This window comes from Mycobacterium sp. 852002-51613_SCH5001154, assembly GCF_001667425.1.
Lineage (GTDB): Bacteria > Actinomycetota > Actinomycetes > Mycobacteriales > Mycobacteriaceae > Mycobacterium.
Genome location: NZ_LZII01000058.1, coordinates 42,114 through 62,069 on the forward strand (window position 1 = coordinate 42,114; position 19,956 = coordinate 62,069).

General features: G+C 69.0%; 25 protein-coding genes. 11 read left to right on the forward strand and 14 right to left on the reverse strand.

What is annotated here, in order from left to right; all coding sequences use genetic code 11:
* Positions 1-25: 25 nt before the first annotated feature.
* Entirely contained in the window at positions 26-874 is an 849-nt protein-coding gene (locus A5750_RS16420; RefSeq protein WP_066956172.1) for an NAD(P)-dependent oxidoreductase, read from the reverse strand.
* Positions 875-1,156: 282 nt separating this feature from the next.
* Here A5750_RS16420 and A5750_RS16425 point away from each other — a divergent pair, with 282 nt between their 5' ends.
* Both A5750_RS16425 and rsrA read left to right on the forward strand, forming a co-directional pair.
* Positions 1,157-1,804, forward strand: coding sequence for a sigma-70 family RNA polymerase sigma factor (locus tag A5750_RS16425; protein WP_066956169.1), 648 nt, complete (start codon positions 1,157-1,159; stop codon positions 1,802-1,804).
* Positions 1,801-2,103, forward strand: a complete 303-nt coding sequence (gene rsrA / locus A5750_RS16430; protein ID WP_066956166.1) for a mycothiol system anti-sigma-R factor — start codon at positions 1,801-1,803, stop codon at positions 2,101-2,103. The genes A5750_RS16425 and rsrA overlap by 4 nt, the downstream gene beginning before the upstream one ends.
* A gap of 6 nt (positions 2,104-2,109) precedes the next feature.
* Here rsrA and A5750_RS26645 read toward each other — a convergent pair whose 3' ends face one another.
* A complete protein-coding gene (locus tag A5750_RS26645; RefSeq protein WP_011728008.1) occupies positions 2,110-2,184 on the reverse strand; it encodes a 50S ribosomal protein bL37 in 75 nt (24 codons plus the stop codon).
* Positions 2,185-2,392: 208 nt separating this feature from the next.
* Between A5750_RS26645 and A5750_RS16435 the strand changes: the two genes are divergently transcribed.
* Both A5750_RS16435 and A5750_RS16440 read left to right on the forward strand, forming a co-directional pair.
* Positions 2,393-2,608 carry a biotin/lipoyl-binding carrier protein gene (locus A5750_RS16435; RefSeq protein ID WP_066956294.1) on the forward strand — a complete coding sequence of 72 codons (216 nt, stop codon included), beginning with the start codon at positions 2,393-2,395 and terminating at the stop codon, positions 2,606-2,608.
* 59 nt (positions 2,609-2,667) lie between these two features.
* The gene (locus A5750_RS16440; protein ID WP_066956164.1) at positions 2,668-4,167 is read left to right on the forward strand and encodes a sensor histidine kinase; all 1,500 of its coding nucleotides are present in this window, start codon (positions 2,668-2,670) and stop codon (positions 4,165-4,167) included.
* A 69-nt stretch (positions 4,168-4,236) separates the two neighbouring features.
* On the opposite strand, the gene whiB1 is transcribed toward A5750_RS16440, so the two are convergent.
* Both whiB1 and A5750_RS16450 read right to left on the reverse strand, forming a co-directional pair.
* Positions 4,237-4,491: a transcriptional regulator WhiB1 gene (gene whiB1, locus A5750_RS16445; protein ID WP_007168139.1), complete on the reverse strand. Its 255-nt coding sequence runs from the start codon at positions 4,489-4,491 to the stop codon at positions 4,237-4,239.
* Positions 4,492-4,772: 281 nt separating this feature from the next.
* A complete protein-coding gene (locus A5750_RS16450; RefSeq protein WP_067264258.1) occupies positions 4,773-5,744 on the reverse strand; it encodes a diacylglycerol kinase family protein in 972 nt (323 codons plus the stop codon).
* Between the two features lie 79 nt (positions 5,745-5,823).
* Between A5750_RS16450 and A5750_RS16455 the strand changes: the two genes are divergently transcribed.
* Positions 5,824-6,270: a hypothetical protein gene (locus A5750_RS16455; RefSeq protein WP_156659677.1), complete on the forward strand. Its 447-nt coding sequence runs from the start codon at positions 5,824-5,826 to the stop codon at positions 6,268-6,270.
* Here A5750_RS16455 and A5750_RS16460 read toward each other — a convergent pair.
* The 3 genes from A5750_RS16460 to A5750_RS16470 are packed head-to-tail and all read right to left on the reverse strand — an operon-like array spanning position 6,222 to position 8,400.
* Entirely contained in the window at positions 6,222-6,698 is a 477-nt protein-coding gene (locus A5750_RS16460; protein WP_066956156.1) for a GNAT family N-acetyltransferase, read from the reverse strand. The two genes, A5750_RS16455 and A5750_RS16460, sit on opposite strands and share 49 nt — an antisense overlap.
* Positions 6,695-7,792: an isochorismate synthase MenF gene (locus A5750_RS16465; RefSeq protein WP_067264261.1), complete on the reverse strand. Its 1,098-nt coding sequence runs from the start codon at positions 7,790-7,792 to the stop codon at positions 6,695-6,697. The genes A5750_RS16460 and A5750_RS16465 overlap by 4 nt, the downstream gene beginning before the upstream one ends.
* A complete protein-coding gene (locus tag A5750_RS16470) occupies positions 7,789-8,400 on the reverse strand; it encodes an acid phosphatase (protein WP_066956150.1) in 612 nt (203 codons plus the stop codon). Before A5750_RS16470 ends, A5750_RS16465 begins: the two co-directional genes overlap by 4 nt.
* A gap of 119 nt (positions 8,401-8,519) precedes the next feature.
* Between A5750_RS16470 and A5750_RS16475 the strand changes: the two genes are divergently transcribed.
* The gene (locus A5750_RS16475; protein WP_066956147.1) at positions 8,520-9,323 is read left to right on the forward strand and encodes a ParA family protein; all 804 of its coding nucleotides are present in this window, start codon (positions 8,520-8,522) and stop codon (positions 9,321-9,323) included.
* A 107-nt stretch (positions 9,324-9,430) separates the two neighbouring features.
* On the opposite strand, the gene A5750_RS16480 is transcribed toward A5750_RS16475, so the two are convergent.
* Both A5750_RS16480 and A5750_RS16485 read right to left on the reverse strand, forming a co-directional pair.
* Positions 9,431-10,651 carry a hypothetical protein gene (locus A5750_RS16480; RefSeq protein ID WP_067264264.1) on the reverse strand — a complete coding sequence of 407 codons (1,221 nt, stop codon included), beginning with the start codon at positions 10,649-10,651 and terminating at the stop codon, positions 9,431-9,433.
* 15 nt (positions 10,652-10,666) lie between these two features.
* Entirely contained in the window at positions 10,667-12,163 is a 1,497-nt protein-coding gene (locus tag A5750_RS16485) for a DEAD/DEAH box helicase (protein ID WP_067264267.1), read from the reverse strand.
* 254 nt (positions 12,164-12,417) lie between these two features.
* Here A5750_RS16485 and A5750_RS16490 point away from each other — a divergent pair, with 254 nt between their 5' ends.
* The gene (locus tag A5750_RS16490) at positions 12,418-13,137 is read left to right on the forward strand and encodes a ferritin-like fold-containing protein (RefSeq protein WP_066956137.1); all 720 of its coding nucleotides are present in this window, start codon (positions 12,418-12,420) and stop codon (positions 13,135-13,137) included.
* Positions 13,138-13,267: 130 nt separating this feature from the next.
* Here the strand turns inward: A5750_RS16490 and A5750_RS16495 are convergent, their stop codons facing one another.
* Entirely contained in the window at positions 13,268-13,981 is a 714-nt protein-coding gene (locus tag A5750_RS16495) for an MmpS family transport accessory protein (RefSeq protein ID WP_067264270.1), read from the reverse strand.
* Between the two features lie 206 nt (positions 13,982-14,187).
* Between A5750_RS16495 and A5750_RS16500 the strand changes: the two genes are divergently transcribed.
* Positions 14,188-14,457, forward strand: a complete 270-nt coding sequence (locus A5750_RS16500; RefSeq protein WP_066956290.1) for a DUF3107 domain-containing protein — start codon at positions 14,188-14,190, stop codon at positions 14,455-14,457.
* Here A5750_RS16500 and A5750_RS16505 read toward each other — a convergent pair.
* On the reverse strand, positions 14,444-15,130 hold the full coding sequence (locus A5750_RS16505; RefSeq protein ID WP_066956131.1) for a TetR/AcrR family transcriptional regulator: 687 nt from the start codon (positions 15,128-15,130) through the stop codon (positions 14,444-14,446). The genes A5750_RS16500 and A5750_RS16505 overlap by 14 nt on opposite strands.
* 199 nt (positions 15,131-15,329) lie before the next feature.
* On the opposite strand from A5750_RS16505, the gene A5750_RS16510 reads away from it, so the two are divergent.
* The 3 genes from A5750_RS16510 (at position 15,330) to A5750_RS16520 (ending at position 18,605) form a co-directional block, all read left to right on the forward strand.
* Positions 15,330-16,364: a DUF3152 domain-containing protein gene (locus A5750_RS16510; protein ID WP_156659675.1), complete on the forward strand. Its 1,035-nt coding sequence runs from the start codon at positions 15,330-15,332 to the stop codon at positions 16,362-16,364.
* A 153-nt stretch (positions 16,365-16,517) separates the two neighbouring features.
* Entirely contained in the window at positions 16,518-17,714 is a 1,197-nt protein-coding gene (moeZ, locus tag A5750_RS16515) for an adenylyltransferase/sulfurtransferase MoeZ (RefSeq protein WP_067264274.1), read from the forward strand.
* A 36-nt stretch (positions 17,715-17,750) separates the two neighbouring features.
* The gene (locus tag A5750_RS16520) at positions 17,751-18,605 is read left to right on the forward strand and encodes a TIGR02569 family protein (RefSeq protein ID WP_066956122.1); all 855 of its coding nucleotides are present in this window, start codon (positions 17,751-17,753) and stop codon (positions 18,603-18,605) included.
* On the opposite strand, the gene A5750_RS16525 is transcribed toward A5750_RS16520, so the two are convergent.
* Genes A5750_RS16525 through A5750_RS16535 form a run of 3 tightly spaced genes read right to left on the reverse strand, consistent with a single transcriptional unit; the run spans position 18,602 to position 19,939 of the window.
* Entirely contained in the window at positions 18,602-18,904 is a 303-nt protein-coding gene (locus A5750_RS16525; protein WP_067264277.1) for an MGMT family protein, read from the reverse strand. The genes A5750_RS16520 and A5750_RS16525 overlap by 4 nt on opposite strands.
* A gap of 2 nt (positions 18,905-18,906) precedes the next feature.
* Entirely contained in the window at positions 18,907-19,692 is a 786-nt protein-coding gene (locus tag A5750_RS16530; RefSeq protein WP_067264283.1) for an alpha/beta hydrolase, read from the reverse strand.
* Positions 19,693-19,738: 46 nt separating this feature from the next.
* Complete coding sequence (locus A5750_RS16535) at positions 19,739-19,939, reverse strand: hypothetical protein (RefSeq protein WP_067264309.1); 201 nt, start codon at positions 19,937-19,939, stop codon at positions 19,739-19,741.
* Between the last annotated feature and the right edge of the window lie 17 nt (positions 19,940-19,956).

Genomic DNA, 19,956 nt, shown 5'->3' on the forward strand with positions numbered 1-19,956 from the left:
GGTTCCGCCGGGCTTGCGATCACGACTAAGGACCCGAGTACCCCGGCGGGTTGACGCCGTCCACCCAGAAGTCGACGCCGAGCTGCCCGCCCGGCACGCAGTTGTAGACCGACAGGTCGGTGACGCCGGACTCCACCAGCACGTCCTCGCACAGCAGGGTGTTGCCGGTGTATTCGCGGGCGGGCTTGTTGAGGATGACGTAGGCCGCGTCGGAGTACACCTCGGGCTTGCGGGCGCGTCCCATCGCCTCGTCACCGCCGAGCAGGTTCTGCACCGCGGCGGTGGCCACCAGCGTGCGGGGCCACAACGTGTTGGACGCGATGCCCGCCTCGCGCATCTCCTCGGCGATTCCCAAGGCGCACAGCGTCATGCCGAACTTGGCCATCATGTACGCGGTCGGCTTCAGCCACTCCTTGCCGAGCAACACGGGCGGCGACAGCGTCAGGATGTGCGGGTTCTGGGCGGCCTTCAGGTGCGGGATGCAGGCCTGCGACACGGCGTAGGTGCCCCGCACCTGGATCCCGTTCATCAGGTCGAACCGCTTCATCGGCACCTCGGTGATGGACCCCAGGTTGATGGCCGACGCGTTGTTGACGCAGATGTCGATGCCGCCGAATTGCTCGACGGTCTTGGCCACCGCCGACTCGACGGACTCCGGGTCGCGGACGTCCCCGACGATCGGCAGGGCCGCACCGCCCGCCTCCTCGAGCTCCTTGGCGGCGGTGTACACCGTGCCCGGCAGCTTGGGGTGCGGCTCGGCGGTCTTGGCGATCAGGGCGATGTTGGCACCGTCTTCTGCGGCGCGTTTGGCGATCGCCAGGCCGATACCGCGGCTGGCGCCGGAGATGAACATGGTCTTGCCGTTGAGGGACATGGCGTCACATTAACGTCCTGCCGCCATGGGCCCGATGGGGCCCGGAAATAGCACGTCCGTTAACGCTGTTAAACGAGGCGGTCTCTGATGTTATGTGGGCGCACCCGGGCAGACACTGTCGGTGGCAGCCTCTAGATTGGGAGGAGCGGTTTGGTGTCAGCGGCGACGAGCCTGTTGGACAGTCCAACGGGTGCCGAGCAGTTGGCTTGCTTTCTCGCAAGCCCGGTGGCGCTTTCAGTGCTGTCCGGCGACACCGCAGCAGAAGGGACCGGGGTTATCGACATGGCCGACACAGACGGCGCAACAGCACAGGAGATTCCCGATCCCGCCCCGCCGGAGACGGACGCCGAGCTGATGGCGCGCTTCGAGCGCGACGCGATTCCGCTGCTCGACCAGCTCTACGGCGGCGCGCTGCGCATGACGCGCAATCCCGCCGACGCCGAAGACCTGCTGCAAGAGACGATGGTGAAGGCCTACGCGGGGTTCCGCTCGTTCCGGGCCGGCACCAACCTCAAGGCCTGGCTGTACCGGATCCTGACCAACACCTACATCAACAGCTACCGCAAGAGGCAGCGCCAGCCGGCCGAATACCCGACCGAGGAGATCACCGACTGGCAGTTGGCGTCCAACGCCGAGCACTCGTCCACCGGGCTGCGGTCGGCCGAGGTCGAGGCGCTCGAGGCACTGCCCGACAACGAGATCAAGGAAGCGCTGCAGGCGCTGCCGGAAGAATTCCGGATGGCCGTCTACTACGCCGATGTCGAGGGTTTTCCGTACAAGGAAATCGCCGAGATCATGGACACGCCCATCGGGACGGTAATGTCACGGCTGCATCGCGGCCGACGTCAATTGCGTGGGCTGTTGGCTGACGTGGCCAAGGAGCGTGGCTTCAACCGCGGCCACCAGGCGCACGAGGAGGTGTCGTCATGAGTGAGTTCTCCAGCTCCGGCGACACGTGCCCCAACGACGACGCCCACGGCGCGGTCGGCTGTGCCGAGGTGATCCGCCAGGTTTGGCTCCTGCTCGACGGTGAATGCACCCCGGAGTCCCGGGACCAGCTGCGCCGCCACCTCGAGGCGTGCCCCGGCTGCTTCAAGCATTACGGCCTCGAGGAGCGGATCAAGGCGTTGATCGCCACCAAATGCAGAGGCGAGAAGGCCCCCGAGGGCCTGCGTGAGCGGCTACGGCTGGAGATCCGTCGGACCACCATCATCCGCGAGACGCGGTAGCGATCCTCAGGCGTTGGGCCGCTTGCCGTGGTTGGCTTTGCTGTGCTTGCGGTCGCGCTTCTTACGGCCACGCTTGGCCATGGGTCGAACCTCCGTTGAATTTGGTCGTTGATCCGGGCGCCCGGCGCCCGTCAGCCTGCCGCACAGTCTCTCACGAAAGACCCGCGCGGCCACAACGCCCCGTGCGCCGCGGTCCCGACCCCTCCTATGGTTCGATGTACGTGAGCCTGACGAAAGCTTGATGGACCAGCAGCCAGCCTGCGCGAAGGCCGAAATGAGTGGGGTGAAGATGGCCGAGGATGTGCGCGCCGAGATCGTGGCCAGCGTGCTCGAAGTCGTAGTGAACGAGGGTGACCAGATCGGCAAAGGCGACATCGTGGTGCTGCTGGAGTCGATGAAGATGGAGATTCCCGTCTTGGCTGAGGTCGACGGCACCATCAGCAAGGTGAGCGTCGCGGTGGGCGATGTCATCCAGGCGGGCGACCTGATTGCTGTGATCAGCTAGCCCGCGGAAAACTTTGGACCGTTCTATCTGCTGCCGGGGAATGGCCCGGGGAGTGAGTGATGTCGACTCTCGGTGATCTGCTTGCCGAACACACCGTGCTGCCGGGCAATGCGGTGGACCACCTGCACGCGGTCGTGGGGGAGTGGCAGCTGCTGGCGGACCTGTCGTTCGCCGACTATCTGATGTGGGTTCGCCGCGACGACGGCATGTTGGTGTGTGTGGCGCAGTGCCGGCCGAACACCGCGCCCACGGTCCTCGTCACCGACTCGGTGGGCAGTGTCGTCGCCGCCGACCAGCTGGCGCTCGTCGCCGAGACCTTCAACTCCGGCATCGCCCAGCGGGATGGCGATGCGGGCCAACAGGATTCGTGGCTGCCCGGCCCGCACGTCGAGGCGACCCCGGTGCGGTACGGCGGCCGGGTGGTGGCCGTGCTCACCCGGCATCAGACCGCCGTCGCGGCCGACCGCACGTCCGGCCAGCTGGAGACGGCATACCGGGAATGCGCCGGCGATCTGGTCCACATGCTCGCCGACGGCACCTTCCCCGACGTGGGCGACGTGGTCATGTCCCGCTCCACCCCGCGGGCGGGCGATGGCTTCATCCGGTTGGACGTCAACGGCGTCGTCGCCTATGCCAGCCCCAACGCGGTGTCGGCCTACCACCGGATGGGCCTGACGTCCGAGCTGGAGGGCCGCAACCTGGTCAAGGTGACCCGGCCGCTGATCTCGGACCCGTTCGAGGCGCAGGAGCTGGCCGAGCACGTCCTGGACCTGCTGGCCGGCGGCAAGAGCATGCGCATGGAGGTCGACGCCGGCGGCGCCACGGTACTGCTGCGGACGCTCCCGTTGGTGGTCGACGGCGCGAGCGCCGGTGCCGCCGTGCTGATCCGGGATGTCACCGAGGTGAAGCGCCGCGACCGGGCCCTGATCTCCAAGGACGCCACCATCCGCGAGATCCACCACCGGGTGAAGAACAACCTGCAGACGGTGGCGGCGCTGCTGCGTCTGCAGGCCCGCCGGACGGTCAACGCCGAAGGGCGCGAAGCCCTGATCGAGTCGGTGCGCCGGGTCTCGTCGATCGCGTTGGTGCACGACGCGCTGTCGATGTCCGTCGACGAACAGGTCAACCTCGACGAGGTCATCGACCGGATTCTGCCGATCATGAACGACGTGGCGTCGGTGGACCGGCCGATCCGGATCAACCGGGTCGGCGACCTCGGCGTGCTGGACTCCGACCGGGCGACGGCCCTGATCATGGTGATCACCGAACTGGTTCAGAACGCGATCGAGCACGCGTTCGATCCTGCGGTCGAAGAGGGATCGGTGACCATCCGCGCCGAGCGTTCGGCGCGCTGGCTCGACGTCGTTGTCCACGACGACGGCCGCGGGTTGCCGGAAGGCTTCAACCTGGAGACGTCCGACAGCCTCGGCCTGCAGATCGTGCGGACGCTGGTGTCGGCGGAACTCGACGGCACGCTGGGCATGCGCCAAGCCCCGGCTCGCGGCACCGATGTGGTGTTGCGGGTGCCGATCGGGCGGCGGGCCCGACTGGCCATCTAGGCGTTGTGCGCCTTACACAACAGTGCGGCCCCGACTCTCGTCGAGGCCGCACTGTTTGCTCTGACTGAGTCAGACTCCGCTACGGGCCTTCGTCCGGGCATTGCGACGCTTGAGTGCGCGCCGCTCGTCTTCGCTCATGCCGCCCCAGACGCCCGAGTCCTGGCCGGTGTTCAGGGCCCACGACAGGCAATCCGTGGTCACCGGGCACCGATTGCAGACCAGTTTCGCGTCAGCGATCTGCGCGAGCGCCGGGCCGCTGTTCCCTACCGGGAAGAACAGCTCCGGGTCCTCGTCGCGACAGACCGCCTTGTGGCGCCAATCCATACGTCCTACTCCTCACTGAGTGCGCAGCAAGGCGCACGGCCAATTTTCTTCGGCTGTTAACGCGTGCACAAGAAAAGGGTCCGTACCCCTATCTAAATTCCTGCATGCAACCTTTTGATCGTTTCACAGGCCCAACAGATGTCAATAGCCCCGAGTTCGCTCGTGGGCTATCTCACTTCGATCGATCCGTAGTCGAGCCATTACTCCGTTGTACTACACTCACCGGCCACTCACGAGGAAAAACTTCGTCGCGTGGCCCGCGGACGCTTCGTATGCGCAGCTCAGAACGTGTTTTTCTGGGGAGGTGCTACCACCGCCAGCGCGTCGGGTACCGCTTTGAACGTCATGCTTTCGCGCACGCCGAGGTAATCCCCGTCGAACTGGCAGGCGACCGGGCCGCCGGTCGAGGTGACGCGCAAGCAGGGCACGTCGTCCTCGGTGACGAGGTGGTCGAAGTCGAACTTGGGCCGCTTGGCGAACATCTGCCGCACGATGCGAAGGGTGGGGATCGTTTTCATGCTCTTGGGTGCGAACACGCCCAGCCCGGACTCGAAGCTGCAGCCGGGATTGGTCCACACTGGCCGCTCGTTGGCGAACGTCCACGGGCTGGAGTTGGACACGAACGCGAAACTCACCCCCGTAATGGGTTCGCGACCGGGCAGTTCAAGGGTGAGCATCGGTTCGCGGCGCGTGTAGCCCCACACGGCGGGCACCGCCGCGCGAATGTAGCGCCAGGCCGTCACCTTGCCGCCCTTGTCGCGTTCGGCCTCGACCGCGGCCACCACCTCGGCGTCGACCCCCATGCCGGTGTTGAACACGGCCCACCGCTCACCGCAGTCGATCAGGCCGATCCGGCGCCAGGTGTGGTGGTGGCGATAGTCGTCGAGGAGCTGGATGAGCTGGTTGGTGGCGGCCACCGGGTCCCGCGAGATCCCCAGCGACCGCGCCAGCACATTCGCCGAACCGCCGGGAACCACCGCGACCGCCGGCATCGGGCCGGTGTCCCCCGAAACCGCGCCGGGACGCCCGAGCAGGCCGTTGACCACCCCGCTCACCGTGCCGTCACCGCCGTGCACCACGACCAGGTCGACGCCGTCCGCGACCGCCTTCTCGGCGAGTTCGGTGCCGTGACCGCGGTGGCTGGTGTGTTCGACGGTGAGCTGCAGGCGGCTCTTGAGCGCGTTCGCCAGCAGGTCGCGACCGGCCGGGGTGGTGGTGGTGGCTGTGGGGTTCACGATCAGCACGGCGCGCATGAAGCACGAGCTTATGCGGGCCGGTTAAGGCCACGCTGTGGGGAACTCCTCGCCGGCCGGGGTGACTACGCTGACGCGGGTGACAGCTTTCCGCCGCAACCCAGGGGCCGCTCCAGCCGCCGTGCGCGGCGCTGGGCTCCTCGTGGTGGTGCAAGGGCTGGCCGCGCTGGTGGTGGCGGCGGTGCTGGTGGTGCGCGGCGTCGCGGGCGCCGACCAGCGCGTGGTCAACGGGTTGGGCACGGCGGTGTTTTTCGTTCTGGTCGGGGCGGTGGTGCTGGCCGCCGGACGGGCGCTGATCCTCGGCAAGCGCTGGGGGCGCGGGCTGGCCGTGATCACCCAGCTGCTGCTGGTGCCGGTGGCGTGGTACCTGACGGTGGACTCGCACCGGCCCGGCTTCGGGATTCCCGCCGGCATTGTGGCGCTGAGCGTGTTGGGCCTGCTGTTCAGCCCCGCGGGCGTGCGGTGGGCCGCCGGCGATCAGCGCGATTCCGCCAGCTCGGCCAACCGGGGGCCGGACAGCCGATAGGTGGTCCACTCGCGCTGGGGTTCGCCGCCGACGCCGTCGTACAGCGTGAGGGCGCCGGCGTTCCAGTTCAGCACGGCCCAGGACAACCGCGTGTAGCCGTGGTCGAGGCATTCGGCCGCCAGCGTGGCCAGCAGCGCGCGGGCCAGGCCGCGGCGGCGAAATCCCGGCCGCACGAACAGGTCTTCGAGGTAGATGCCCGCCACGCCGTCCCAGGTGGAGAAGTTGAGAAACCACAGCGCCATCGCGGCGATCTCGCCCTCGACTTCCGCGACGTGCCCGTACACCGTCGGGGCTGCTCCGAAAAGTGCTGCCGCAATTTGCTTTTCGGTGACCGTGCATTGCTCGGCGGCGTGTTCGAATTCCGCCAGTTCGTGGATCATTCCGGTGATTGCGGCGGCGTCTTCCGGCGCGGCGCGGCGAATGGTCATTGCTCGACGTCCAATGCGTTGAGAATCGTCGCGAATTTCGTTGTTGTTTCCGCGAGTTCTTCGTCGGGGTCGGATTCGGCGACGATGCCGCCACCGGATCGTGCGAGCGCGGTGCGGCGGTCCGCCGACAGCTGCGCGCAGCGGATCGCCACCACCCAGCGGCCGTCGCCCCGGGCGTCGCACCAGCCGACCGCCCCCGCGTAGAACCCGCGGTCGCCTTCCAACTCGGCGATGAGCTCGACCGCGGCCTTGGTCGGCACCCCGCCGACCGCCGGGGTGGGATGCAGCGCCAGGGCCAAATCGATTGCGGTGGTGGACGTATCGCGAAGCCGGGCGCTGATCGGTGTGCACAGGTGCCACACCGCCGCGGTGCGGCTCAACTCGGGCTCGGCGGCGATCGTCAACTCGTCGCACAGCGGCTCGAGGGCGGCCCGGATGGTTTCGATGACCAACTGGTGCTCGTGCCGATCCTTGGCCGAACCGGCCAGCGCGGCGCCGTTGGCGGCGTCGACGTCCGGGTCGGCGGCGCGGGGCGCCGAGCCGGCGAACGGCCGGCACGTGACTCGATCTCCGTTGCGCGCCACCAGAAGCTCCGGGCTGGCGCCCACCAGCGCCACACCCGCGTAGTCATCGCCTGCGGCGGTCAGGTCGACCAGATAGCCGTAGGCGGCCGGGTCGGCGGCGATGAGCCGGCGCAGGATGACGCGGGCGTCCAGGGGGGCGTCGGCGACCAGCCGCAGCGCGCGGGACAGCACCACCTTGCTCAGCAGGCTGTCGGGGGCGGTGAGCTGATCGCGGGCCCGGCTGATGCGGCGGCGGTAGTCGGCCGGCGATGGGTCGGCGGCGGCGATACGCACCGGCGGCAGCGGGCCGGTCGGCCAGTCGGGCGGGCCGTAGGTGCGTCGCACCGCGTCGGGCGTCAGCAGCGCTGCGGGCCGGTTCACGTCGAAGGGCAACGCGCCCAACACTATTGGGGCTGAGCCCGATCGCAGCGCGTCCTGCGCCGCCGCGACGTCGCGGTAGCGCTCCCGCACACCCTCGGCGACCAGGGTCTGCTTCGGTCCGCACAGCGCGAACGGCGATTGGGCGCTCACCCGGGTTTGATCGCCTGCGGCTGGGCGGTCAATCCGAGCGCGGCCAACTGTCGCACGCCATGCTCGAAACCGCACACCGCGATGGAGCCGGCCAGCATCCAGAAGCGGCTGCCCTCGACGAGCGGCAGCTCCACCCAGCGGGTGATGACCGAACGGGAGAAGTGGCTGTGCCCCACGAACACCACGTCGCGCGAGCTCATGTGCTCCAGCGCGAACGCGACCGCCCGATCGGCGCGGTCGCTGACCTGCTGCACGCTTTCGCCACCGGGACAGCCGTGCGTCCAGACCAGCCAATCGGGCACCTTTTCGTGGATCTGCGGCGTCGTCAACCCCTCGTAAGAGCCGTAATCCCATTCGGCGAGCAGGGGAGAGACCTCGTCCACGGCGAGGCCGGCCAGCTTCGCTGTGGTCAGGGCGCGGATGCGCGGGCTGCTGATCACCAACGGGTCGGTGAGGTTCAGTTCTCGCAGGACGCGGCCGGCCAGCTCGGCCTGGACGCGGCCGGTGTCGGTCAGTTCGAGGTCGGTCCGGCCCGTGTGCTGGCCGGATTTCGACCACTCGGTCTCGCCGTGGCGGAGCAGGACCAGTCGATGATTGTGCAAGCCCATATCGACCGATTCTGCCGGACGACATGCCGGGCACGTCGGCCGCAGCGCGTGGCGAGCGAACGTGCCAGGATGGGCACTGTTGACCGCATGGCAACGATGCAGAGGGGAGAGCCGCGCCTATGGCTGCTAAGACCCGGGTACTGGCAGTGGCCAACCAGAAGGGCGGGGTAGCCAAGACGACGACGGTCGCCTCGCTGGGCGCAGCGATGGTGGACGAGGGACGCCGGGTGCTCCTGGTCGACCTCGATCCGCAGGGCTGCCTGACCTTCTCGCTCGGTCAGGATCCCGACAAACTCCCGGTGTCGGTGCACGAGGTGCTTCTCGGCGAGGTCGAGCCGAATGCCGCGCTGGTCACCACCATGGAGGGGATGACCCTGCTGCCGGCCAACATCGACCTGGCGGGAGCCGAGGCGATGCTGTTGATGCGCGCCGGCCGCGAATACGCGCTCAAACGCGCGCTGGCCAAGCTCTCCGACGACTTCGACGTGGTCATCATCGACTGCCCACCGTCGCTGGGTGTGCTCACCCTCAACGGGCTGACCGCCGCCGACGAGGTGATCGTGCCGCTGCAGTGCGAGACGCTCGCGCACCGGGGAGTCGGCCAATTCCTGCGCACGGTCGCCGATGTCCAGCAGATCACCAACCCGGAGCTGCGGCTCCTCGGCGCGTTGCCGACGCTGTACGACTCGCGGACCACCCACACCCGGGACGTGTTGGTGGACGTCGCCGACCGCTACAACCTGCCGGTGCTGGCCCCGCCGATACCGCGCACAGTGCGTTTCGCCGAGGCCAGTGCCTCGGGGTCGTCGGTGATGGCCGGGCGCAAGAACAAGGGCGCGTCGGCTTACACCGACCTGGCGAAGGCGTTGCTCAAGCACTGGAAGACCGGCAAGCCGCTGCCGACGTTCGCCGTCGAGGTGTAGCGGCTTTGATTGCGCGCCTAGGGCTTTGAGCGCCTACGGCGCGGCACGCCGGCGTGTCGCCGCCCTGTACGCATGCGCAACGCCTTGAGCGCGCACGGCAGGCGGCGTCAGCCCAGGGCCGTCACGGTGTCGCCCCGCTGCTCGAACACCTGGGACCCCGCGACGGCCGGGACCACCGCCCGTCCGGGTGTGCTCGGCGCCCGGTTCACCGGGATGTAGCGCTCGTTGGCGCCGCTGACCGGGTCGTAGACTCCGATCGCGCCGGTGACCGGCACCAGCAGACGGCCCGCCATCATCGCGCCCGGGCCCAACGGTGCCGTCGTGGAGCCCGCGGCGATGGTGTAGCGCAGCGACAGGTTGCCCGTCTCGAAGACCATGACGGAATCGCCGGTCCACCAGGTGATCAGGCTGCCCGCGTGCGACACGGCACCGGGGCTCGTCGGCGGCTTGGGCAGCAGTGTGCTCGACACGGTGGTGCCGGTCTCGTCGATCACATCCACCCGGGGCTGCGGGGACGGCAGGTACACCGCTGTGTTGTTCTCCCAGACGGCCAGCACCCGGGCGCCCGAATCCGCCGTGATCCCGGGTTCGGCCACGATGCGCTGCTGGGGTTCGTCGTCGTCCTTGCCTGGCCGCAGCAGCACGAGCCGCAGGTCGGCCTGGTTGGCGCAGCCCTCCAGCACTGACACCGCCGACGAGCTGGCCGCCGCCGAGACCAGCTTGCAGCCGGAGTGCGGCCCGCGTGCCGAGGGCTTGACGCGGGCGTCCGTCTCGCCGTACGCGACCATCCGGACCATGTCGGAGCGCCACAGCTCGAGCCGGGTGCCGCCGGCCGCCAACACGGTCGTGCCGTCGGACGACAGCTGCACGTGCGGGTCGGCGTAGCCGCTGCGGGCAGGCCCGCGGCGACCGGTGGACCCGTCAAGCGTGCTCGCCTGCCCGCACCCGCGGTCGTCCCGGTAGACGGCGACGGCGTAGTGGTAAACCCAGGAGACCCCGCACAGGTCGGCGTCGCGCTGGTAGCTCCACCGGGACTGGCCCGACGCGGGGTCGCGGCCGTCGACCCGGCGGCCGTCGCCGGTGACGACCGTCCCGCCGACGGCCACGGGTGCGGTGGTGGCCGGACTGGATGCGGTCCACAGCTCCTTGAGCGCGGCCGGGACCTGTCGGGCCGGGGTCGGGTTGGGCGCCGCAACGGCGGCCGGCCGGCTGATGGTGGCCCGGGCGTCGCTGGTCCACCAGATCAGTGAGGCGACGGCGACTACCGCGACCGCTATCGCAGCGGCGGCCAAGACGTCGCCCTTGGTCCGGCGTTCGGGTCTGACCATCCGCGGGCGGGCGACTCAGCTGGCGTTTGCGCCGGCTTCGGCGGGCTTGCGGCGCCGACGGCGGCGGCGGCTGGTCCCGCCGTTACCGGGGGCTTCCGCGGCGGCTTCGCCGCCGGCGGCGCCGGCCCCGGCATTCCCGCCCGAATGTGCGGAGGTGGGTTGGCCGCCGCGGGTCCGCCGCCGCGGCGCGCCGGAGCGGGCACGCCCGGACCGGTCCGCCTTCTGGCCGTCGCGCTCGCTGGTGCGGCGCTGGCCCTGCGGCTTCTTCGGCGAGCCGATGGCGCTGCCCGCTTCGGCCGGGATGCCCATCTCTTCGTAGAGGTGCGGCGAGTTCGAGTAGGTCTCGGCGGGTTCGGGGGTCTCCAGGCCCAGCGCCTTGTCGATCATCGACCAGCGGGGCAGCTCGTCCCAGTCCACCAGGGTGACGGCGATGCCGGTCTTGCCGGCGCGGCCGGTGCGGCCGATGCGGTGCACGTAGGCCTGTTCGTCCTCGGGGATCTGGTAGTTGATGACGTGGGTGATGTCGTCGATGTCGATGCCGCGGGCGGCCACGTCCGTGGCGACCAGGACGTCGATGTCGCCGCTGCGGAAGGCCTTGAGCGCCTTCTCGCGGGCGATCTGACCGAGGTCGCCGTGCACGGCGCCGACCTTGAAGCCGCGCTCGGCCAGTTCGTCGGCGACCTTCTGGGCGGTGCGCTTGGTGCGGGTGAAGATCATCGTCGCGCCGCGGCCCTCGGCCTGCAGTATGCGGCTGACCATCTCGACCTTGTCCAGCGCGTGGGCGCGGTAGACGAACTGCTCGGTGGTGTCGTGCGTGGCGGCCGAGTGCGGCGCCTCCGCCCGGATGTGGGTGGGCTGGTTCATGAAGGTGCGGGCCAGCGTGATGATCGGGCCCGGCATGGTCGCCGAGAACAGCATGGATTGCCGGTCCTCGGGGATCTGACGCAGGATGCGCTCGATGTCGGGCAAAAAGCCCAGGTCGAGCATCTCGTCGGCCTCATCGAGGACGAGCATGGACAGCCCGCCGAGCTGCAGGTGGCCCTGCTGGGCCAGGTCGAGCAGGCGGCCGGGGGTGCCGACCACGACGTCGGCGCCGGCCTGCAGCGCCTCGAGTTGCGGCTCGTAGGCCCGCCCGCCGTAGATCGAGACGACGGACAGCCGCCGGCCCTCGTCGGCGGTGAGGTACTTGGCCGCGGCGGCCAGGTCCTCGGTGACCTGAAGGCACAGCTCACGGGTCGGGACCACGACCAGGGCCCGGGGTGTGCCGTTGAGCTCCCGCACGCCGACTCCGGACGTGATGCGGTTCAGCAGCGGCACGCCGAAGGCGAGGGTCTTGCCCATACCGGTGCGGGCCTGGCCGATCACGTCGTCGCCGGCGAGCGCCAGCGGCATGGTCAGTTCTTGGATCGCAAAGGGGCGTTCGATGCCCTTTTCGGCGAGGGCGCGGACGATTTCGTCGCGAACGCCGAGCTGGGCAAAGGTCAATTCAGTTGTGCTGGTGAGTTCGCTCATGCGTGGGTAGTAAGCCTTTCGGTGACGTATCGGTTTGTGTCGGTGTTTCTCTGTCGCGGTCACGCGCGCACGAGTTCCGACTCCGAATACGTCGCCGAGTCGCGGGCCCCTGCCCAATCTGGGCCGGCCAGCTGTGCACGCACATTTCGCCGATAGCGGCTTGGGAAAAGAAATACAACCGCTACCTACATACATGATAGCTGGTCGACAGCTGGCGCCCCGTTAGCGCCGGGTCCGCCGACTACAGTGTTGCCATGACCCGGCCCTCTTGCCAGCCTTCCGAAGCCGAACTGGAAGCCGACCAGGTGGACGATTCGCCCGCCCCGCGTCTGTCGGCCGACCACCCGGGCGTCAACGAGTTGTTCGCGGTCTTGGCATACGGCGAGATCGCCGCGTTCTATCGGCTCACCGACGAGGCGCGGATGGCCCCGGACCTGCGCGGACGGATTTCCATGGCCAGCATGGCCGCCGCCGAGATGCAGCACTACGAGCTGCTGCGCGACGCCCTGGAAAGCCGGGGCGTCGACGTGGTGAAGTCGATGTCGAAGTACGTCTCGGCGCTGGAGAACTACCACCGGCTGACGATGCCCAGCACGTGGCTGGAAGCCCTGGTGAAAACCTATGTCGGCGACGCCCTGGCCGCCGACCTGTACCTGGAGATCGCCGACGGGCTACCCGACGAGATCGCCGACGTGGTGCGGGCGGCGCTGTCCGAGACGGGACATTCGCAGTTCGTCGTCGCCGAGGTGCGCGCCGCCGTGACCTCCAGCGGCAAGCAGCGCAGCCGGCTGGCGCTGTGGTCGCGCCGCCTGTTCGGCGAGGCGATCACGCAGGCTCAGTACTTGCTGGCCGACCACGACGAGCTGGTCGACCTGGTGATGTCGGGCGCCGGTGGCCTGGGCCAGCTCAACGCGTTCTTCGACCGGTTGCAGCACACCCACGACCGGCGGATGCACGAACTGGGTCTGAGCTGACGTTCAGCCGTGATCGCAAGCGCGGCGCAGCCGGGCGCAGCGGGTCACGGCCATCGGACCCAGCCGTGATCGCAAGCGCGGCGCAGCCGGGCGCTGGGGGGCACCACCGCGGAGCTGGGGGACGGGTCACTCAGCGCGCGCAGGTCGCCAGGCTCGCGTTGGTGGTCGACGCGGCCACCAGCTGACCGGCGGCGTTGACGATCGAGCAGTTGAGCCGGCCGTAGAAGCTGGTCGCGACGACCGACGGGTTCTGGACGCTCGGACTCAAGATCACCGCCTTGGTCCACGGCAGCGAGACGTTGAACTCGGTCTGGGAGTAGCCGCTCCCGTCGGTGTAGACGATGTTCACCAGGTCCAGCAGTTGCTTGCTGCCGGTCACGCTGTAGACGACGGTGCGCGGGTTCAGCGCGGCCGGCGGGGGCGTCAGCGTCAGGGGCGGAGCGGCGGTGGGCGTTCCCGTCGGCGCCAGGCTCGGCGACGCGCTGGGCGTGGTGACGGTGGTGACCGTTTCGGGCGGCAACGGCGTCCCTGGGGGGCGGGGCTGGGCGCTGGGCGGGACGGAGCTTCTCGTCGTCGCCGGCGCGGACGTCACCGGTTGCGGAGCCGGTGCCACGGTGGCCTTCGTCGAGGCGCTGTCGCCGCTGTTGATGATGACGGCGGTCGCGATCGCGCCGACGGCCACCACGGCGCCGAGGATCGCCGTGACCGGACGCCAGCGAAGCTCGGCGGGCCAGCCGGTCCAGGTGTAGTCGCCCTCGGGGTAGGCGTCGGCTCCGTAGAGCTCATCGGTCTGGTCTTCGGGGTAGTCCCGGACCTCGTCGAGATCGGCCAGTGTGGTACCCATGGGGCCGAAGGTAGCCATGTGAAAGCACGAACCGGGCTGCGGACCCGGGTCTGGGCCCAGTCGCAAGCTAATCGTTATCTGCTCGCGACCGATGTTTCGCTGAGCGCGAACCGCATGCCGGGGGCTGTCGCCGCACCGGGCCCGCCGCGTCAACTAGCCTGCAGCTGACAAGCCTGTCGACTTCAATACCTACGGAAGGGGTGACCGTGGAGGTCAAGATCGGTATTACGGACAGTCCGCGTGAGCTGGTCCTCGCCAGTGCGCAGACGCCGGCCGAAGTCGAAGAGCTGGTCAGCGCCGCGCTGGGTGAGGGACCGGGCCTGCTGAGGCTGAACGACGAGCGGGGGCGTCGCTTCCTCGTGCACACCAGCAAGATCGCCTACGTCGAGATCGGCCCCGCCGACGCGCGCCGGGTCGGCTTCGGCATCGGCGCCGAAGTCGGAAAGCTCACCGGCAAGGGCGCTAAAGGCGAGTAAGCGGCACGTGTGACAGCCCGCCCCAGGCGAACGCGACGGTGCCCTCGACGGCGTCCGCCTTCGAGATCGGGCGGTCGGAGTCGAGCCAGTAGCGGGCGCAGTCGACGCTGATGCCCACCAATCCCACCGCGATCATGCGGGCGCGGTGCGGGTCGAGCCCCGAGTCCTCGCTGATCAAGGCGAACACCGCGTCGATGCACGATTCGGTGGCGACGCGCACCTGCGCGGCCACCTCGGGTTCGGTGACGTAGTCGTTCTCGAAGATCAGCCGGTAACCCTGGCTGTCGTGCTCGATGAAGTCGAAGAACGCCTGCACCGCAGCGTGCAGTCGCCGGCGGTTGTCGGTGGTGGTGTTCAGTGCCTGCTGCACGCCCGAGACGAGGTTTTCCACATGCCGGGCGAGCACGGCCAGATAGAGCTCGAGTTTGCTCGAAAAGTGTTGATACAGAACCGGTTTGCTAACCCCGGCCCGGTCGGCGATCTCGTCCATGCCGGCCGCGTGGTAGCCGCGATCGACAAAGACGTCGCTGGCGACGATGAGCAACTGACCGCGACGCTCATCGCGGGGCAACCGGTTGCCGCGCCGGCTCGAAGCCGCGATGCCGTCCCCGGGCCGACTGCGGTCGGTCGATTTGACGGCACGCCGCGCCCCGGCCTTGGCGAGTTCGCTCATCGAGTCCTCATCTGATGTGTCGGCAACCGGCCGCCGGCACCACTGGCCGGCCGCGCTCGGCTCGTTGCGAGAGACATTACTACCCGCGTCGTCCCGGTGACCGTCGTCGCCGCCGTCGTGGCTGGCAGATTGTGGTGTCGGGCGGAGCATTCGGGCGCGCCAAGAACGGCCTCGCTGCCGACTGTGTAATCCTGGGGCAATGACGTCCCAGCGGCCTTCGCGCGGCACCGGTCGCGTCCCGGTGCTGCGGGACGAGTGGCGCGAACCGCTACGGGCGCTGCGTGACCCGATCGCCCGCGACGGCGGACGGAGCAGGGCCGACCGGGAGCGGCCGCGCCAGTGGCGCAAACAGACATGGCTGGGACGGTTCGTATCCACCTACGGCTGGCGCGCATACGCGCTGCCGGTGTTGGCGGTGCTCACCGCGGTGGTCATCTATCAGACGGTGACGGGCACCAGCGCGGTGAAGCCGACGGCGAACCAGCCCATCCAGAGTCCGCAAGCGATGGACGCCGTGGGCACCTCGATCATCGACGCGCCACCGCGCGGGCTGGCGGCGTTCGACGCCAACCTGCCGGCGGGGACGCTGCCGGACGGCGGCCCGTTCACCGAGGCGGGCGAGAAGACCTGGCACGTGGTGCCCGGCACGACGCCGCAGATCGGTCAGGGCACCGTACGGGTGTTTCACTACACCGTCGAGGTGGAGGATGGTATCGACCCCACGATGATCGGCGGCGACGAGGCGTTCGCGCAGATGGTCGACCAGACGCTGGCCAACCCCAAGGGCTGGACGCACAACCCGCAGTTCGCGTTCGTCAGGATCGACGGAACCAATGGGGGCAAGCCCGACTTCCGCATCTCCCTGGTGTCGCCGGTGACGGTCCGCGAGGGGTGCGGCTACGAGTTCCGGCTCGAGACCTCCTGCTACAACCCGTCGTTCGGCAAGGACCGGCAGTCGCGGGTCTTCATCAACGAGGCGCGCTGGGTGCGCGGGGCGGTCCCGTTCGAGGGGGACATCGGCTCCTATCGCCAGTACGTGATCAACCACGAGGTCGGCCACGCCATCGGGTACGTGCGTCACGAGCCGTGTGAGCAGCAGGGCGCTTTGGCGCCGGTGATGATGCAGCAGACCTTCTCCACGTCGAACAACGATGCCGCCCAATTCGACCCGGATTTCGTCAAGGCCGACGGGAAGACCTGCCGATTCAATCCGTGGCCGTTCCCGATCGCTTAGCCGGCCCCTAGCCGCGAAGCGTCACGCCGGCGTGACGGTCGGCGTTCGGAGTCACGCCAACGTGACGCTCGGCAGGTTGAATTCATTGCCGTCCACTTCGGCGGCTGCTGTGATGGTGGTGGACAACCGCAACGCGAGACCGAGGAGGAGTGGGTGCCGACACCGCAGACAGCACTGCCGCCTCTCGTGGAGCCGGCAGACGAGCTGACCCGCGATGAGGTCGCCCGCTACAGCCGCCATCTGATCATTCCCGACCTGGGCGTCGACGGGCAGAAGCGGCTCAAGAACGCGAAGGTGCTGGTGATCGGCGCGGGCGGGCTCGGCGCGCCGACGCTGCTGTACCTGGCCGCGGCCGGCGTCGGCACGATCGGCATCGTCGACTTCGACGTCGTCGACGACTCCAACCTGCAGCGCCAGATCATCCACGGCGTGGCCGACGTCGGGCGCTCCAAGGCGCAGTCGGCGCGCGAGTCGATCGCCGCGATCAACCCATCGGTCCGGGTGCGTCTGCACGAGGTCCGGCTCGACGCGAGCAACGCCGTCGACCTGTTCTCGCAGTACGACCTGATCCTGGACGGCACCGACAACTTCGCCACCCGGTATCTGGTCAACGACGCCGCCGTGCTGGCCGGCAAGCCGTACGTGTGGGGATCGATCTACCGATTCGAGGGGCAGGTCTCGGTGTTCTGGGAGGATGCGCCGGGCGGGCGGGGCCTCAACTACCGCGACCTCTACCCGGAGCCGCCGCCACCAGGCACGGTGCCGTCGTGCGCCGAAGGCGGTGTGCTGGGCATCGTCTGCGCCTCCATCGCGTCGGTGATGGGCACCGAGGCCATCAAACTCATCACCGGGATCGGCGAGTCGCTGCTGGGCCGGTTGATGATCTACGACGCCCTGGAGATGTCCTATCGCACCATCACGATCCGCAGGGACCCCGACGACGCCTTCCGGCCGAAAATCACCGAGCTGATCGACTACGAGCAGTACTGCGGTGTGGCATCCGATGATGCCGGCCCGGTGCTCACCGGCTCCACGATCACCCCGCGGGAGTTGCGCGAATTACTGGATTCGGGAAAGAAACTGGCGTTGATCGACGTTCGTGAACGCGCGGAATGGGACATCGTGCACATCGACGGGGCCCAGCTGATCCCGCAGTCGTCGATCAACTCCGGTGAGGGTCTGGCAAAGCTGCCGCAGGACCGCACGCCCGTGCTGTACTGCAAGACGGGCGTGCGCTCGGCCGAGGCGCTGGTGGCGGTGCGCAAGGCCGGATTCCCCGACGCGGTGCACCTGCAGGGCGGCATCGTGGCGTGGGCGCAGCAGATGCAACCCGACATGGCGATGTACTGACCCGATAGGGCAGGTGACCTCGTCTAGGCTACCCGTGTGAATGTCGAACCGCCGCCGGAGCACGTGCTGGCGGCGTTTGGTTTGACCGGTGTCAAGCCCGTCTATCTGGGGGCTAGCTGGGAAGGCGGCTGGCGCTGCGGTGAGGTCGTCCTGTCGCTGGTGGCCGATCACGCCCGGGCGGCCTGGTCGGCCCGGGTGCGGGAGACGCTGTTCGTCGACGGTGTTCGGCTGGCCCGCCCGGTCCGCTCGACGGACGGGCGATACGTGGTTTCGGGGTGGCGGGCGGATACCTTCGTCGCCGGCACGCCCGAACCGCGGCATGACGAGGTCGTCTCGGCGGCGGTGCGCCTGCACGAGGCGACCGGCAAACTGGAACGGCCCCGATTTCTGACCCAGGGCCCCACCGCGCCGTGGGGCGACGTGGACATCTTCATCGCCGCCGACCGCGCCGCCTGGGAGGAACGGCCGTTGGCCTCGGTGCCCCCTGGCGCCCGGACGGCACCGCCGACGGCCGACGCCGAGCGGTCGGTGGAGCTGATCAACCAGCTGGCCACCCTGCGCCGGCCGACCAAGAGCCCGAACCAGCTGGTGCACGGAGATCTTTACGGGACAGTGCTTTTCATCGGCACCGCCGCCCCGGGCATCACCGACATCACCCCGTACTGGCGGCCCGCGTCGTGGGCGGCCGGTGTGGTCGTCGTGGACGCGCTGTCCTGGGGCGAGGCCGACGACGGACTCATCGAACGTTGGAACGCGCTGCCCGAGTGGCCGCAGATGTTGTTGCGCGCCTTGATGTTTCGTCTGGCGGTTCATGCGCTGCACCCACGGTCGACCGCTGAGGCATTCCCCGGGCTGGCCCGCACCGCGGCGCTGGTGCGACTGGTGCTCTAGCGTTCGAAGTCGAAACGAACCTCGCGCAACGCGATCCGGCCGTCGGTGGCCAGGACGCCCTCGGCCCGCAGCAGCTCCAGCTGCCGGGTGGTCAGATGAGGCGCCGGGCGCCCCGACGCGGTGATCACCCGGTGCCACGGCAGGTCCGAGGAGTCGGTCCGCATGATCCAGCCGACGATGCGCGGGCTGGAAAGCCCTGCGACGTCGGCGATGTCGCCGTAGGTGGCGACCCTGCCCGGCGGAATCGCCGCGACCAGCGTGCGCACCCGCTCGACCTGCTCGTCGGTCACCGGCGCCACGATCAGCGGGCTTCCAGTAGCTCGCGCGTCAGCGCGGCGACCTCCGCGGGCGCGGCGTAGGGCACCATGTGGTTGCAATCGAAATCCAGTAGCCGGAAATCGGATCCCAACCGGTCCTGGAGCCCGGCGATGAGGTTCTCGCCGACGTACGGCGGCGAGGTGCGCTTGGCCCGCACCAGGACCGTCGGCGTCCCGGCCGGCGGGAACACGATGTCACGGGCCAGCTCGCTCCAGTAGGACATCATCGCCGGCAGGCTCACCCGCCAGCCGTACCGGCCGCCCGGCAACTCGACCAGATGCTCGTCGATCTCGGCATCGAGCAGCGCGGGGTCGACGTCCGACCAGGAGCCGTTCAGCTTTTCCAGGCGCGCTTCCTCGGCGTCGGGGTAGTCGGGCGAGGCCAACATCGCGTCGGCGATCTGGCGCATCCACGCGCCGTCCAATCCGACCGCCGGGTCCAGCAGCAACAGCGCCGCCACCCGGTCCGGCCGCATCGCGGCCAGCTGCATGGCCAGCGCGCCGCCGAAGGAGTGCCCCACCACCAGTACCGGCGCCACGGCCTCGTCGTCGAGCAGCGTGGCCATCGCCGCAAGGTTGGCGTCGATGCTCCACGGCGCCGCCCACGACGACCGGCCGTGACCGATCAAATCCGGTGCCGCGAAGGTGATTTCGGGCATTAGCCCGGCCAGCTGCTGCCAGCGCTGCCCGTGACCGGTCAGGCCGTGCAGCGCCAGTACTCGCACCGGACCCGGCAGGCCGTAGCGGTGCACATGGAGATCAGCGGTCACCCGTCGATCGTGCCAGCCGCCGCCACGGCCACTCGCGGTGGGCGGGTCAGCGTTCGTCCCAGTCGTCCTCGGTGGGGACGATGTAGGCCTGCTCGATCACGTCGGCCTCGTTGGCCTCGCGGTCGGCAGCTGTCAGATACTCGGTGTCCAGGCCGACCCCGTCGTCGAAGTCGACGGGTTGCAATTGTTCCGCGGCGTCACCTTCGGGCGCTTCGTCGCTGGGAAAACCGGGTTCGACGTTCGTCACGATCACCTACCTCCTCA